The 15,017-nt window shown below is 36.3% G+C and carries 12 protein-coding genes; 6 read left to right on the top strand and 6 right to left on the bottom strand.

Features of this window, described 5'->3' with window-relative positions; genetic code table 11:
* Positions 1-134 precede the first annotated feature (134 nt).
* The 3 genes from VJJ26_04070 to bamA form a co-directional block, all read right to left on the bottom strand.
* The gene (locus VJJ26_04070; GenBank protein HLC07340.1) at positions 135-926 is read right to left on the bottom strand and encodes a hypothetical protein; all 792 of its coding nucleotides are present in this window, start codon (positions 924-926) and stop codon (positions 135-137) included.
* A 195-nt stretch (positions 927-1,121) separates the two neighbouring features.
* On the bottom strand, positions 1,122-1,532 hold the full coding sequence (locus VJJ26_04065; GenBank protein HLC07339.1) for a hypothetical protein: 411 nt from the start codon (positions 1,530-1,532) through the stop codon (positions 1,122-1,124).
* Positions 1,533-1,886: 354 nt separating this feature from the next.
* Entirely contained in the window at positions 1,887-4,526 is a 2,640-nt protein-coding gene (gene bamA / locus VJJ26_04060) for an outer membrane protein assembly factor BamA (protein ID HLC07338.1), read from the bottom strand.
* 223 nt (positions 4,527-4,749) lie between these two features.
* Between bamA and cysS the strand changes: the two genes are divergently transcribed.
* The gene (gene cysS / locus VJJ26_04055) at positions 4,750-6,060 is read left to right on the top strand and encodes a cysteine--tRNA ligase (GenBank protein ID HLC07337.1); all 1,311 of its coding nucleotides are present in this window, start codon (positions 4,750-4,752) and stop codon (positions 6,058-6,060) included.
* A gap of 42 nt (positions 6,061-6,102) precedes the next feature.
* On the opposite strand, the gene trxA is transcribed toward cysS, so the two are convergent.
* On the bottom strand, positions 6,103-6,429 hold the full coding sequence (gene trxA / locus VJJ26_04050) for a thioredoxin (protein HLC07336.1): 327 nt from the start codon (positions 6,427-6,429) through the stop codon (positions 6,103-6,105).
* Between the two features lie 252 nt (positions 6,430-6,681).
* Here trxA and VJJ26_04045 point away from each other — a divergent pair, with 252 nt between their 5' ends.
* The gene (locus VJJ26_04045; GenBank protein HLC07335.1) at positions 6,682-7,551 is read left to right on the top strand and encodes a hypothetical protein; all 870 of its coding nucleotides are present in this window, start codon (positions 6,682-6,684) and stop codon (positions 7,549-7,551) included.
* Between the two features lie 67 nt (positions 7,552-7,618).
* On the opposite strand, the gene VJJ26_04040 is transcribed toward VJJ26_04045, so the two are convergent.
* The gene (locus tag VJJ26_04040; protein HLC07334.1) at positions 7,619-8,239 is read right to left on the bottom strand and encodes a hypothetical protein; all 621 of its coding nucleotides are present in this window, start codon (positions 8,237-8,239) and stop codon (positions 7,619-7,621) included.
* 155 nt (positions 8,240-8,394) lie between these two features.
* On the opposite strand from VJJ26_04040, the gene VJJ26_04035 reads away from it, so the two are divergent.
* The gene (locus VJJ26_04035) at positions 8,395-9,087 is read left to right on the top strand and encodes a Bax inhibitor-1/YccA family protein (GenBank protein HLC07333.1); all 693 of its coding nucleotides are present in this window, start codon (positions 8,395-8,397) and stop codon (positions 9,085-9,087) included.
* Between the two features lie 35 nt (positions 9,088-9,122).
* Positions 9,123-10,868: a cache domain-containing protein gene (locus VJJ26_04030; protein ID HLC07332.1), complete on the top strand. Its 1,746-nt coding sequence runs from the start codon at positions 9,123-9,125 to the stop codon at positions 10,866-10,868.
* A 55-nt stretch (positions 10,869-10,923) separates the two neighbouring features.
* Here VJJ26_04030 and VJJ26_04025 read toward each other — a convergent pair whose 3' ends face one another.
* Positions 10,924-11,865, bottom strand: coding sequence for a hypothetical protein (locus tag VJJ26_04025; GenBank protein ID HLC07331.1), 942 nt, complete (start codon positions 11,863-11,865; stop codon positions 10,924-10,926).
* A gap of 166 nt (positions 11,866-12,031) precedes the next feature.
* Here VJJ26_04025 and VJJ26_04020 point away from each other — a divergent pair, with 166 nt between their 5' ends.
* The gene (locus VJJ26_04020) at positions 12,032-13,132 is read left to right on the top strand and encodes a Fic family protein (protein ID HLC07330.1); all 1,101 of its coding nucleotides are present in this window, start codon (positions 12,032-12,034) and stop codon (positions 13,130-13,132) included.
* Between the two features lie 12 nt (positions 13,133-13,144).
* Positions 13,145-14,929 carry an ABC transporter ATP-binding protein gene (locus VJJ26_04015; protein HLC07329.1) on the top strand — a complete coding sequence of 595 codons (1,785 nt, stop codon included), beginning with the start codon at positions 13,145-13,147 and terminating at the stop codon, positions 14,927-14,929.
* Positions 14,930-15,017 lie beyond the last annotated feature (88 nt).

Genomic DNA, 15,017 nt, shown 5'->3' with positions numbered 1-15,017 from the left:
TTGTTTGCAAAATTCATCTATTTCATAGAAAATTGTAATCAATAGCATAGCTTTCATTTCCTTTTTTGATTGATCTCATTTTAGAAAATGTTATCTATGCTATTGATTTTGTAAATCCTTATGTCGAATTCGCGTTAATTATTCAAAGCAACAATTCTTTCCCATGTTGATTCGTGCTGTTTTTTCATTAATTCTAACTGCTCACAAATAGTCTTAATCTCTAAGGATGATACATCAGGTGATTTTACGTCAGAATTTTCGTAAGCTGGCCACAACGATTTTTTCACTGGGTTTTTAAGGAAATCATCTGGTGTGCCAAAAAAGATAGATTTGTTTTCAGATGTTGACTGAGATTGTTTGGTAATAATTGGTTGTTTAGTGTCTCTTAAAATATGTATGAATGGTTTAACATCTTGTACTTCAGGAATTTTATTCAATTGAGGAATTACGATTTCAGCTATGGCATGACCTTCTTTAGATGAGAGTTTACTTAGTATCCTATCAATTTGTTGTGCTTGTTTTTCTGGTAGGAAATCTCGTACTTCATTAAGTTCTTGTAGTTCATTGTAACATTTTTGTTGTGCTTTTTGTTTTTCGCATTCTTCTGCTTGTTTTTCCATTCTCTGTTTTGCTTGATAAGCAGCGTAATTACCCGGTTGCATAAAATATTGTGGTTGGTGGGAGTAAACTGGTGGTACAGGGTAATTGATTATCATGTTTCCATAGTTTATGAGTGATCCTGAATTGAAGATTGGCCCATTATGTGTAAGTTTGCCAAAATTTACTACTTGTCCCTGATTGAAAAAAGAATGTGGATGCCCTTGATTAGAAGAAGAGTGTGATTGTCTAGGTATTCTATCCATTGCATTCGTTTGAGACACTATAACAGTAGCGAGGATCAGTAAGATGATTTGTTTTATAGTCATAGCCTGTTCCTTTTTAGGTTAAAAATTTGATAATTATTACATATATATTATTGTTATTTCTAATAATAACACAAATAGAAAATGTGTCAAATAAGCCAATGGATGGCAGGAATCATCGTTAGAAATAAGAAAGTAGCCAACCGTTACCTTTTTTTACAGCAATGGGTGGCTACTTTGGTTGATCTGAATTGATTTTTACTTGCTTACAGAAGCATTTTCGGCGAGTGCAGGGAGGATTTGCAGAGCTTCTTTTGTTTTGAGTAGTTCTATGAAACGTTCTTTGAGGTCTTTTGTTTCCGTTCTTTCACAGCGATTACATACGCCTTCTTTTCCTTGCTCCAGTGTTACAAGGTGGTCAGCCAGACTTATAAGGCAAATGGCTGTAGCATGTGTTGCTTGTTCAAAAATTGGACAGGTTTTACAGGAGCCATTCTTTTGGCACTCTGTTAATGCTTCCATAAAATATTGTTCTATTTCATCTGCTCGTACAAATAATGGCAATCTTTCTTTTGCAACTTTTCCCGTACATTGAGGCTTTGATGTTTCAGCTTTGATGGGAAATACTAAAAGTAAAAATGAAAGTAGATATGGTTTTTGTAGTGTCATGAAAAACTCCTTTTTTTTGGGATAAAATAATTATTCTTTTCTGACTTACGTTGAGCTAAGGCTAGAGAGACAATTATTTATTGATATTTTCACTGACTGCTTTGTCCCTTATGGGACAGCATAGTAATCTAATTTTTGGTTCCTTTACAAATACAACAGCGTTGGATCCCTCTTTGTAAGGATGAAAATATTCTCTCGTAAAAACTGAACATGGAGGAGATGGATATTCACGTTGATTAGTAAAGATAAATGGCCTTTTTTCTTGCGAGTAGAAGGCGCCATGACAAGCGAAATGTACGACAAAAAAAGGCAATGAAATTAAAATATTTTTTATTAACATAGGTAACCCATTTTTTACCAATCATATGACATGCCAAAATGAATTTCAGATGCAGATTCACTTCTGTTAGGGAATAATTTATTTTTACGCGGATCTATTTTGAATCCCCAATCGATATTCACCGGCATTGGTTGTAACAATCTAATACCAACACCAATTGAATGTCTATAGTCAAAATTATTACCTGTTACAAATTTTTTATCGGCATTGGTAACATAGGGGTTATCAAAACCGGTTCCACCATCATAAAACACAACAGCTTTCATGTTCATATCGGCGGTGATTGGTGCAACAAGTTCGGCATTCCAGAAGAATGCTTTTGCACCACCAATGGTATCGCCCAGGAATTGTGGACCTATTTGTCCAAACAAGAAGCCACGAACACTTGTTTGTCCACCAATATGGAATAGATCTCCAAAAGGTACAGTTCTATTTTTAAATGGTGCAGAGATGCCAAAATAACCATGTATTCTGAATATAAGATCATATTCTGCAATAAGTGGTGTAAACCAACTTGCATCAAGCTCTATTTTGTAAAAACCAATGTTGTTACCAAAGGTAGGGATCGCAAATTTTGTAGCGAATTTCCATCTATGTCCATACATGGTGTGAATAGGATGATTACGCGTATCTTGTTCCATTTTGGTTGAAACAAATGCAAATGTTCCCGGTCTAAATTCTTGATCTAAAATGTGCTGATATTGTGCTCTTTCTAGTGGGTTTTCAAGAAGGGCAATTGCAGGTCGATCATACTTAATATCTTCAACACCAGAACTGAAAAGAATGTTAACGTCATGGAATAGTTGATTTTTTGATTGTGTAATGCAACCAAATGTAATTGATCCACCGGTAAGCTTTTGGTGCACTGTTTTGACATGTCTGAGCTCATCATACACTGGTCGTCTATGGTAAATGTCAAACGCACCTAACAGTGGTTTATCAAAAAGCCATGGTTGAGCAACATGAAGCATCGCAGTTTGTTCGTCTTTTGAGTAGGTGGTGCTTAAATTTAAGTGAACACCGCTTCCAAAAAGATTGGTATCAGATAACTCTGCCTTTACTGACATACCGGAAATAGGTGATTGCCAATCGGCTCCTGAACCACCAAAACCTAGCTGCGCACCAAAGTGACCTGTTTTTGTTTCTTTTAAAATCAAATCAAGATCGGCTTCTTCTTTATTAAGACGACGAATTTTCCAGTTAACACCTTCTCGTGGATCAAAATAACCGAGGGAAGCAACATTACGTTTGGAAGCGTTCATTCTGTTTTGGGTAAGCAATTCTCCTTCATCAAGAAGAATTTTACGCCTAATAATTTTATCACGTGTTTTTGTGTTACCACGAATATTAATCTTATTCAGATATACTTGATCTCCAAGTTCAGAAAAGAATGAAAGTGAAACTGTTTTTTCGTCTTCATTCGGTTGTATTGATGGTTCTATGTGTGCAAAAATATATCCATAATCGCCCCAAATAAGTTCAAGTCGTTTTATGGAGTTTGTAATGCCATCGCGAGAATAATACATGCCAGGACGAATTGGTAACATCGCAAGAAGATATTGTTCAGGAACAGTGTCTGTGCCAGGAGCGCTAATTTTATCAATGACGTACCTGTCACCTTCTTCTATTTCAAAAGTAAGAATTATATTTTGTGTTTCGGGATCAATATCAATATCGATATTCACAACTTTGGCATGGAGAAAACCACTATTTTGATAGTATTGTTCTATAAAGTGTTTATCTCCTTCAAGACGGTCGGGATGATAATTACCTGATTTGTCCAAAAAGCCCAAAAGCCAATCTTCTTTAGTCAGTGCAACTGCGCGCAAGTCTTTGCTGCTAATTGATTTGTTGCCAATAAAGTGTATTTGTTTGACCGTTGCAGCTATTCCTTCGTGAACTGTTAATACTGCAGTGCCGCGATTGTTATCATCAATTAATAATTCTGTGTCGATTTCTGTTTGATGGTACCCTTTTTCGAGGTATATATCTTTGATTTTGTTTGCGATTATTTTTAGTTCTTCAGGATCGACTGATGTTATATCTTCAAGATTGATTTTTTTTCCAATTTCTTTTTCAGATACTTTTTTGTTGCCAACAGTTTTCAGTTCCTTGAGTGGATATTTTTCTTCAACAAAAACATGAAGATTTATGTAGTTATTGTCAATCACTTCACCCATAACTTTTACGGTACGGAATTTTTTGAGATTATAGTAAAGATTACGAATGAGTGTTCCGGTTTTTCGCGGGTCGAATATTTCACCAATTTTATAGGGGATATGGTTGATAATGGCGTCTTTTGATGTTGAGATATTGCCATGTATTTTTATGGCATTGATGCGTCGCGTTTTGCTTACTGATTGTTGCTGTGCAGTGCCATCGTCATTTTCTTCATCATCGTCTTGTTCATCTTGTTCGAAATCTTGCCCATCTTCATTGTGTTCTTTATCATAGGGCTGCACCTCCTGAATATCGATAGAGGTGTTAGAATCTATTACTTGTTGTGATTGAGTGATACCGCTTAATAGAAGGAGAAAGAGTACGGTAACACAGTGATTTCGATTTCCTTTTTTTACTTTTTCAGTCATAGGTGATCCCGCTGCCCGACGTTGCTTTGATTTGATACAATAATTATGAAGAATTAATGAAACCATACTACTCATTTTTTAATTTTTTGCTAGGGCAGTTCATTTATTTGCGATATTACCGCGAGTGGGGGCGTATTTAGTGTGCTTAAAAAATGGAAAAAAATGTGGTACAGTAAGGAAAAGTAAGTACAAGACATAAATTTTGATTCACACAGCACTCCTACAAAAGATTTCTGGGGTCCCCGTGTGAAATGAAATAAAACATGGGGTTAAAGATTCTATGCAATTCATGAATACTCTCACTGGAAGAAAAGAAGAGTTAATCAAAGGCAAGACGGTGAAGATGTATGTTTGTGGCGTTACTCCGTATGACAATGCACATGTTGGACATGGTAGATGTTATGTTTCCTTTGATTTATTAAAGAGATTTCTTTCATTCTCTGGTCTTGATGTAACGTATTGCAGAAATTTTACCGATATTGATGATAAAACAATGAATCGTGCGGAAAAAGAGTTTGGCGATCGCTTGCGCTATCACGAAATAGCAGATCGCTACATTAATAATTTTCACGAAGATATTACAAAACTTAATTGCTTGTCTCCTGAGTGTGAACCACGTGTAACGGAAAATATTCCTCAAATTATAGAATTTATACAAGAGCTTATTGCTAAAGGTTGTGCATACCAGGCTGGCAATGACGTTTATTTTCGTATCGAAACGTTTCCAGGGTACGGCAAGTTGTCAAAGCAAAAAATAGAAGATTTGCATGCCGGTGCACGTGTTGATGTGCGTGAACAAAAAGAAAATCCTCTTGATTTTGCATTATGGAAGGGTGAACCCGAAGGTGAATTTTGGCCAAGTCCGTGGGGCTATGGTCGTCCAGGATGGCACATTGAATGTTCGGTATTAGCACGTATTAATTTGGGAGAGCATATCGATATTCATGGAGGAGGTCTTGATCTTATCTTTCCTCATCATGAAAATGAAATTGCTCAATCGGAAAGTTTATTTGGTGCGCCGTTTTCACGCCTTTGGATGCACAATGGTATGATCAATATTAACAAAGAAAAAATGTCCAAATCATTGGGCAACTTTTTCTTTTTGCGCGATCTTTACAAACATTTTGATCCAATGGTTATTCGCTATTTCTTTTTAACTCATCATTATCGTATGCCGGTTGAATTTAGTTTTGATGCATTGGCAACTGCGCAAAAAAGTTATGAACGATTAATTCGTTTATGCGATGTAGATTGTTCAGATATTGACGTATCAGCGTATCATTCTGATGTAATCGATCGTATGGTAGGTTTTTTGCAAGATGACCTCAATACACCGGGGTTACTCGGAGTTGTTTTTGAACATATTGCTGATATTGCACACAATAAAAATGAATTAGCCGCAGTAAAAAATATATTGATGAATGTGTTTGGGTTAACGTTACAGCCATTGTCTGCACAAAAAGTAGAATTAACACCTGAGATTCAAGCGCTGATTGATGCCCGCAATAAAGCTCGTCGAGAAAAAGATTGGGCGCGATCTGATGAGTTGCGTGATCAATTGAAAGAGTTGGGTGTTGATGTGCATGATGAAAAATTGTAATTGATGATTATTTGGGTTCGCGTGAAGGCGAACCCATTTTTTTTAATGTCCAAATGCAGCATTCATTTTTTCTTGAAACGTTTCTTTGCTCATGTACCCAGTTTCTTTTCCTTTTACAACACCATCTTTGATGAATACAAAAGTAGGAACAGAAGTAACTCCATATTCTTTAATTGATATTTCGCGTGCTTCATCAACATTGAGTTTGGCAAATTTATATTGATTGCCAAACTCCTTTTCCAATTCTTCCATCATAGGAGCCATTTGTTGGCACGGTCCACACCATGTAGCATATATGTCTAAGATAATTGGTTTATTGGATTGTTTGATTTCTGATTCATGATTTTCTGAAGTAATTGATACAGCCATTTTTTTGATCCTTATAGGTAAAATATATATAAATTATAAAGTTTATTTGACTCACAACCCCACAAATATTTCTTTATAGGGGTCCCCATGCGTAGAGAAACTAGCATCGGGTTACAAAAAATATAATAACGTGTAATTGTTGTGATAACAAGTAACAAAGAATTGAAGATACAGCTAATTCTGTTATGCTTTCATGGTGAAAGAATGATTATTGATACAGGTTTTTTAACAAATTTTTTTTATAGGATTAGTATGCAAAAAAAATTATTATCTCTTTTGATTGCTGCTAGTTGCAGTATGGTTTATGCCGATGAATTCAGTACCTCTGAGAAAATAGAGCAAGTCAGAAGAGAATTGGCGTGGCTACAACAACAACAAAAAAATGAGCACATTGCACAATATGCTAGAGAAAGAAAAGCTGCATTTGAAGCTGCACTTGTTATGGAGCTTTCTGGAACAGCCGATGCTCTCAAGAAAGAATATGATAAAGATAAAAAAGCCAGTGAAGATGAAGAAGCGCAAGAAAAATTAAAAGTTTATGATGGTGGTTGGACTGGTGGTCCGACCGTTGCTTCTGTAACAGGACGTGCTTATGAAGAACTCAGTACTACTAAAAAGCACAAAGATAAAATTAATGCGGATTATCATAAGCTCGTTAATGATAATAAAAATAGGGTGATCTCTGGGATAAAAAATGAATTAGAGCACAAGTATTATGTAACGATGTCAGTGTATCTTAGAGGATTGCAAGAATGTAGCGGGGATGTTAATTGTCTTCGCAGAAAAGGTATAAGCTGGGAAGATGTAAAAAAAGATGGGTTTTTTGACGATTTCCGTGCTGAAGTTTACGGAAATGCAGTAGCAGCAGCAAAAAAAGAAGGTATTGACTTAAGTCCAGATAAAATGATTGAAGTTACACATGCAAATCAAAGTACATTGGAATTGGAGAAGAAACTTGATTCTTCGATAGCACAAGTAAAAGAAGAAGTGAATAGGATTTTAAATCCACAGCCGATTTCTACGTCTCGTATCGATTTAACAGGTGATGATAAAAATAAATCCAAAATTTTTGATACAGATTTAAAAGATGACCAAAATGATCAGGGCACTCTTTCACAATAATTACATGGTAATTGCATAAAAAAATCCCTCCGCGTTTAGCGGAGGGATTTTGTGTTTATTGTTATAATTATTGTTTTTCAACATCACATGGCGGACAACCTTTTGGTGAGCATTTTTTATCTTTGTTCTTGCTTGTGTCGCGATATGTGTAACCTTCAATGGTGAGTGTTTTGAGCGCTGATAGAGGAACAGTTGTTTCTTGTGGTCCTGCGCTATCAATTCCATCGCAATAAATGGGAGTTTTTGGATCAAGAAGGAATGCTGTTTTGGTGTTACTTTTAGTAATAACTTCCACTTCAATAAATTCTAATTTTTGGCTACGTTCTTTTTTTTGATAGATCCATATTTTATTGGGTGATGGTACACGTATTTCACTTATTTCGTCTAGATCGATATCTCTTTTCAAGAAATCAGTATTGGGATTAGCGGCGAGTTTAATTTCAAGCTGTTTTGTTTCAGTATTCATAACATGTTCAGCATGATTTTCTGGTTTGAGGGGCATAGGAACTTTTGTATATTTACCGTGAATAGAGATGTTGTCAACAACAAATTCTTGACCTTGATGTGTAGTAATTTTTCCAGAAAAATTCACTGGTTGCTTAAGATCTTTTGCAGCAGTTGAGCTAAATTGAGCGTCAATGGTGCGTGCATGGAGTAGTAGGATGAGCGTTGCGAATAGGTACATCATTTCTTATTCCTTTGGGTTGTTTCTTTTAAGCTATTTTTACTACAAGTGAGCTCTGTTATGCAAGTGTATTGTGTGCTGCATTAAAATCATTGCATAATGAATGGCAAATTGCATAGTGTATAAGCAAATCTGTTAATAAAAAAGAGAGGTATTGTATGTTTTCAAATGGTTATGAATTTGAGCAGCGAGTTTCATCATTCATGGCTGGAGTCTATGGTTGGATGAGTTGTGGATTGGCAATTACTGCAGGTGTATCGTACTATGTTGCAAGTGTTCCTGCTATTTTCACATATATTTACACTCATCCAGGAATATTAATTGGCTTATTTGTTGCTCAATTAGCTTTTGTTTTTGCGCTAACACTTTTTCTTAATCGTATGACATTTATTACTGCATTAGTACTTTTTTTACTTTATGCAACTACTCTTGGAATAACGCTATCATCAATTTTCTACGTATATACAGAGGGTTCAATTATTTCCACTTTTTTAACCGCAGCATGTATGTTTGGTGTTATGTCATTCTATGGCTATGTAACAAAAGCAGATCTTACTACGGTTGGTAACATGAGTTTTATGGTGTTGATAGGGCTTGTTATTGGAATGCTGATTAATATGTTTTTAAAAAGTGCGCAATTTGATTACATTCTCTCTGGTGTTGGTGTTGTTCTGTTTGTTCTTTTGACGGCGTATGATACGCAAAGGATAAAACAACTGGCGCGTTCTATGCTTGTTGATCAGGAGCTCATCGGGAAAGTTACCTTATTAGGGGCATTAACATTGTATCTTGATTTTATTAATCTTTTTCTTTTTCTCTTACGCTTTATGGGTAATCGTCGCCAGCAGTAAAATTATTAAGAATAAAAAATAAAGGAGTGTTTGGTATGAATCGACGCACGGTGGGGTTATTATCTGTCATGTTATCTTTGATGGTTGGTTTTGTGTGGATTGATAGACAACTCTATGCTGCACACAAAAATAATGAAAAAAAAAATATGCTGAAATCGCACAAGCGAATACAAGATGATGGCCAGGAAAATGTTATTGTTGATGATGTTGACGAAAAAGATGATGAAGAAGAAATAGCTATTGATGAATTTGATATTCAACAAAAGCAAAAAGAAGTTCGTAGTTTGGTTGAGCGTGGCGTTGAGTTTTGTGCGCGTAATCCTATGACAAAAATTTGTCATGCATTTACTCATACAAAAGAATTTATAGAAGGCGAATTGTATCTTTTTTTATTGGATACAAAAGGTGTAGTGTATGCTCACGGTGCACGGGAAGATTTATTGTGGAAAAATCTTTGGAACTATCATGACAGCTTTGGTGCTTTGGCAATACAGTCAATGATCAAAGCAGCACAAACTGGCACACATTGGTTAACCTATGAATGGGCTGGAGCAGCAAAGGTTTCTTTTGTACAACAAGTTAAAATTGATGATAAAGATTATGTTCTTGGATGTGGGTACTATCCTCATTCTAAAAAATATGCAGCTATTGGCCTTGTAAAAGGTGCAGTGAGTTTATTTAATCAGGATGTTGCCGAAGGTCGTTCAATAGATGCGGCTTTTAGTACAATGGGATATTCATTAAGTGAACGTTTTATTTTTGGTGATCTTTATTTATACGCGCTTGATTTTGATGGATTTATTCGTGCTCAGGGTGAAGAACCGGGTCTTATTGGTTTGAATGCTCTTGATCGCACTGATGTAAAAGGAAAACCAATAAATAAAGAGATTATTGCAAAGCTTAAACAAAAAGAAGAAGGCGAAGGCATATGGATTGAATACACTTCAAAAGGGGCCTTAAAATATACCTATGCTGAAAAAGTAAAAGATAAAAAAGGAAAATATTACTTTATAGCATGCGGTTACTATCCTGAAATTGATCGTGATAAAACAGTTGACTTGGTTCGTCGCGGATATCAGTACATGAAAGCGAGTGGTGTTTCTGTTGCCGCAAAAGATTTTACAGATAAAGCTGTGGGTACCTATCGTTTGGGAGATCTTTATTTATTTGTGTACGATATGAAAGGTAAGTGTATAGCACACGGTGGTAACCCTGCACTTGTTGGAGCTAATCGGTTTGATGAAAAAGACCAAGATGGTGTGTATTACATTCGGGAAATGATTGATCAAGCAAAAGTTGGTGGCGGTTGGGTTGATTCTAAATTGAAAAATTCTTTTGAATCGACGTATGTAGAAAAAATTGATATGGGAGTTGATACATATGTGATTGGTGCAGGAATGTTTCCTGTTGCCAAACCAGAAATGATGACATTGTTGGTAAAAAGCGCGGTAGGGTATTTACAAACACATTCAGATGAAGAAGCGTTTGAAAAATTTATTGCAAGAAAAGGTGAATTCATTCGTGGTGATCTTGCTGTGTTTGCGTTTGATCTGGATGGGTATTGTTATGCGTGGGGCGATGACCATGAGTTGATTTGGAAAAATCTTCTTGGTTGGAAAGATGATGAAGGCAAATTATTTGTTAAGCAGATGATAGAACAAGTGTTGCAAGGTGCAGGTCATTTTGTGTATAAGTTTAACAAAAAAATGCGTGTTGCTTATATTGAGCAGGTTGAAAAGGGAGATAAAAAATATCTTCTTGGTTCTGGTTTTTATAAATAACAGAATAGATTGGCAATAAAAAAAGGGATGCACATCGCATCCCTTTTTTTAGCTACTATGCTGCAGCTGGTGTTAACTTTGCCATTAGTTTTTTGCCAGCCAATTTTATTTTTCCCCATATGCCTGGATAACGAATATCTTCCAACAATGCGGCATCCTCTATTTCTGATAATATGCCCAAATTAACAAATTCTTGAGCCAGTTGTTGTGGATTTTGGAATATTATGCCAATGCGTTGTGCAGATGATGTAGTTTGCAAAGCATCAAAACCTCTGATATTACTTGGTTTGTCATCGATAAATATCATATTTTTATCAGGACCAAGATTTTCTTCTACATATTCGTAATATTCACGATCTGGTTTTTTACCAGGTGCATGTAAGATGTGTGCAGTTGGTTGTACGGTAAGAGTTTTATGTAACAATTCCTTATAGCTTGCAGGTGTAGTTAGCAGATCTGCAAAAATATGGAGTTGTGCGATTACTTGAGGACTACTTCCAGGATGTGCTACAAATACTGTGCCTGCAAGGCTTGTGAATTTGTCACCTAATGCTTGAGCTGCAATATCATATGATATGCGATCTTTATTAGTTGCGTAGACGATTGTGTAACCTTTTTTATCTTTGAGATAACGATATATTTTTTCTGTGCCATCAATAAAGCAACGTGATTTTTCCAATGTTTTTATCATCCATCCAACGTGTGGTGTTAAGTATGGTTTGCGCATGCCATGGTAGAGTAAGTGAAAGGTAAGGCCTCCAATGGAATTTCCTTGTTTATTGCGTAATGTTTCTCTTTTCCCATCAGTATCTTTGGTATATTCGCCGGTTAAATGTCTCAGTTGTGCAACACCACCGAGAAATAACGATTTTTCTATGAGGACTTCATCAAGGTCAGATATTAAAACAGTATTTTTTGGGGTGAGGTCGAATTCTTTTGGTAGTATACTGCTGCAGAATATGCTGAGCAGAAGAAGTAATTTATGAGCCGTTTTCATGAAAGGTCTCCATTTTTTGAATGTTTAACTTAATTATAAGTGTAATTATAATGTATACACGTTGCAAATGGCTATAGTTAGACGCTTTACTTATGTAATTTATTGATTTATCTGCAGGATATCTGCATACTAAAATAAACATTTATGCAGATAAGGTGCCGATATTATGCAGATAAAATTTAATCCCTTCTATACCATCACGCCGATAATTGCCCAGTATTTGATGCGAATTGAGGCAGTCAGAGAGAATATTGCGCATCTTCCCTTGAATGTCACCGTATTGGCATCCCTGCGTGAAACAGCACGTTTATATACCACGCATTATTCAACTATGATTGAGGGAAATCGTCTTGATACGGCACAGATTGAGGCTGTAATCAAGCATAAAGGGCATTTTCCTGGACGAGAACGGGATGAAAAGGAAGCAAAAGGGTATTACGCTGCATTGCAGTATGTTGAACAATGTGTTGCAAAAGGCAGCTCTCTTACTGAAAGTCTTATTAAGAAATTACATGCCTTTGTTATGTTGGATCAACAGAAGAATGATAATACATTGGCATATCGAGGTGGGCAAAATGTTATTCGTGATGGACGCACTGGAGCAATAGTATATCTTCCTCCTGAAGCGAAAGATGTTCCCCTGTTAATGAGTGAATTAGTGCGTTGGGTTAATGTACATAAAGAAGTACCAAGTCCCATTGTTGCAGGTATAGCACATTATCAGTTTGCAACGATTCATCCCTATTATGACGGGAATGGAAGAACAGCTCGTTTGTTGACAACATTTATTTTGCATTGTGGTGGTTATGATCTAAAAGGTTTGTATTCGTTGGAAGAATATTATGCACGTAATTTGAGTGCTTATTATGCAGCAATTAGTATTGGTCCTTCTCATAATTATTATGAGGGTAGAGCAGATGCTGATATTACTCCGTGGATAGAATATTTTGTTGGTGGTATGGCATTTGCGTTTGAGAATGTGGCAAAATATATGCAGCGTTCAGCGATGGCAGGTGAGCAAAGTCACGAAGGTTTATTGCGTACGCTTGATCCAAAAAAACGTAGAGTTCTTGAGCTGTTTCAATCATTTGCAACAGTGACAGCAGCGCAGATTGGACAGTTATTTGGATTTAAGCCACGAACAAGTGCGCAATTGTGCAAAGATTGGGTTGAGGAAGGATTTTTAACAGTGGTTGATCCTTCCAACAAAAAACGGAGCTACGCTTTATCGCCAAAGTATGAAGTTTTAGTTGCGATAAAAAAATAATAAGGAAAATGTATGCAATCTCAAGGGGCATTAGCCTTTATCAGGATGGTTATCAAGCCTTTTAGGATATATATTGCAGGGATGATGGTTATTGCTGTAACGTGGGCGCTTATACTCAACGTGCAAGCGTATATAGTCAAACTTGTTTTGAATACGGCAATGGGTGATGGTGACCAGGCTTTTTTACATCACAAGCTTGCTTACTTAATGGGATTGTACCTGTTTTCGGAATTTGTTTATCTTTCTATATTTCGTTGGTACGACTGGATTACGATTCAGCTGCGTCCCAATATTAAGAAGTATATAGCGCTTAATCTTATGGATAGAATGATGGATCATTCCCATAGTTTTTATCAGCGACAATTTGCGGGTAGCTTATCAGCTCGTGTCAATGATATAACAATTGCTATTCCTGACATTCTGCGCATTGTTATTGATCGGTTGATGGCATGCTCACTTATGTTATTGTTTGTGTTATATAACATTTCACAAATTCATATGAAATTTACCATAGCTTTAGGGTTGTGGATTGTTTTATTTCTGGGGATTTCTGTTATTTTGGTTTTCCGTAATCAGCATTTAGCGTATGACGTTGCAGATGCACGCGCAAAGGTGACTGGGTGTATTGTTGATGTGTTAACCAATATGGCTAGCGTTCGTTTTTTTGCTGCGAAGAAATTTGAAAAGGGATATTTAACCCGTTATATGGATGTTTCTGTGCAAAAAGATCAAACAAGGGATTGGTTTTTTTTAAAATTACATGCATTTCAGGCATGTTCATTTTGGATATTTCAAGCAGTTTGCTTTTGGTGGTTACTCAATGGTCTTGTGAGTAAAACCATGAGCCCAGGTGATTTTGTGTTGGTTCTTACGTTGAATTTGCACATTATTGAAAACTTTTGGAACATCGCAAAAGATATGCGAGATTTTTGGGAAAAGATGGGTAATATTGTACAAGGGCTTACGATTATTGAAAGTCCCATTGAAATTGAAGACAGTCCTCATGCTAAAAAGTTAATTGTGACTAAAGGTGAAATTGTATTTGATAATGTGCAGTTTCAATATCACGATGCAGAATCATTGTTTGAACATGAATCAGTAATCATTAAATCTGGTCAAAAAGTTGGGTTGGTTGGTTATTCTGGTAGTGGTAAATCTACTTTTGTTAATTTAATTTTGCGTCTTTTTGATGTCACAGAGGGAAGGATTACCATTGATGGTCAGGATATTAGACAAGTGACGCAAGATAGTTTGCACGAAGCTATTACAATGATCCCTCAAGATCCATCATTGTTTCACCGGTCGTTAGTAGAAAACATTGCGTATGGTCGCAGAAATGCAACGCATCACGAAATAATTGCAGCTGCAAAACGTGCATATGCACATGAATTTATTGTAACTTTGGCTCAAGGATATGACACACAAGTGGGCGAACGTGGCATACGTCTTTCCGGTGGTCAGCGTCAACGTATTGCTATTGCGCGTGCTATTTTAAAAAATGCACCGATTTTGATTCTTGATGAAGCAACAAGTCAGCTTGATTCGGTTACAGAAAGTCAGATTCAAGATAGTTTGTGGGATCTGATGCAAGGTAAAACGACATTGGTTATCGCTCATCGTCTTTCTACATTATTATACATGGATCGCATTTTAGTTTTTGATCAAGGTAGTATTGTGGAAGATGGTTCGCATGAAGAACTTCTTGCAAAAGGTGGACTCTATAAAAAGTTGTGGGAAGCTCAAATTGGTGGCTTCTTGCTTGATAATGGTGAAGATGCGGTGCATAGAGAGCATTAAATAAAAATAGGAAGTGTGTACACACTTCCTATTTTTATTTAATGCTCTCTATGCACCGCATCTTCACCATTATCAAGCAAGAAGCCAC

Source organism: Candidatus Babeliales bacterium (genome assembly GCA_035288105.1).
In the GTDB taxonomy this organism is placed as follows: domain Bacteria; phylum Babelota; class Babeliae; order Babelales; family Vermiphilaceae; genus SOIL31.
This window is presented reverse-complemented; position numbering and strand designations above follow the sequence as displayed.

Excerpts from the sequence above, each read along its gene's own strand:
- VJJ26_04070 (HLC07340.1), bottom strand. The coding sequence starts at position 926 with ATGACTATAAAACAAATCATCTTACTGATCCTCGCTACTGTTATAGTG.
- VJJ26_04015 (HLC07329.1), top strand. The coding sequence starts at position 13,145 with ATGCAATCTCAAGGGGCATTAGCCTTTATCAGGATGGTTATCAAGCCT.
- VJJ26_04020 (HLC07330.1), top strand. The coding sequence starts at position 12,032 with ATGCAGATAAAATTTAATCCCTTCTATACCATCACGCCGATAATTGCC.
- cysS (HLC07337.1), top strand. The coding sequence starts at position 4,750 with ATGAATACTCTCACTGGAAGAAAAGAAGAGTTAATCAAAGGCAAGACG.
- VJJ26_04045 (HLC07335.1), top strand. The coding sequence starts at position 6,682 with ATGCAAAAAAAATTATTATCTCTTTTGATTGCTGCTAGTTGCAGTATG.
- VJJ26_04065 (HLC07339.1), bottom strand. The coding sequence starts at position 1,532 with ATGACACTACAAAAACCATATCTACTTTCATTTTTACTTTTAGTATTT.
- VJJ26_04035 (HLC07333.1), top strand. The coding sequence starts at position 8,395 with ATGTTTTCAAATGGTTATGAATTTGAGCAGCGAGTTTCATCATTCATG.
- VJJ26_04040 (HLC07334.1), bottom strand. The coding sequence starts at position 8,239 with ATGATGTACCTATTCGCAACGCTCATCCTACTACTCCATGCACGCACC.
- bamA (HLC07338.1), bottom strand. The coding sequence starts at position 4,526 with ATGGTTTCATTAATTCTTCATAATTATTGTATCAAATCAAAGCAACGT.
- VJJ26_04030 (HLC07332.1), top strand. The coding sequence starts at position 9,123 with ATGAATCGACGCACGGTGGGGTTATTATCTGTCATGTTATCTTTGATG.
- trxA (HLC07336.1), bottom strand. The coding sequence starts at position 6,429 with ATGGCTGTATCAATTACTTCAGAAAATCATGAATCAGAAATCAAACAA.
- VJJ26_04025 (HLC07331.1), bottom strand. The coding sequence starts at position 11,865 with ATGAAAACGGCTCATAAATTACTTCTTCTGCTCAGCATATTCTGCAGC.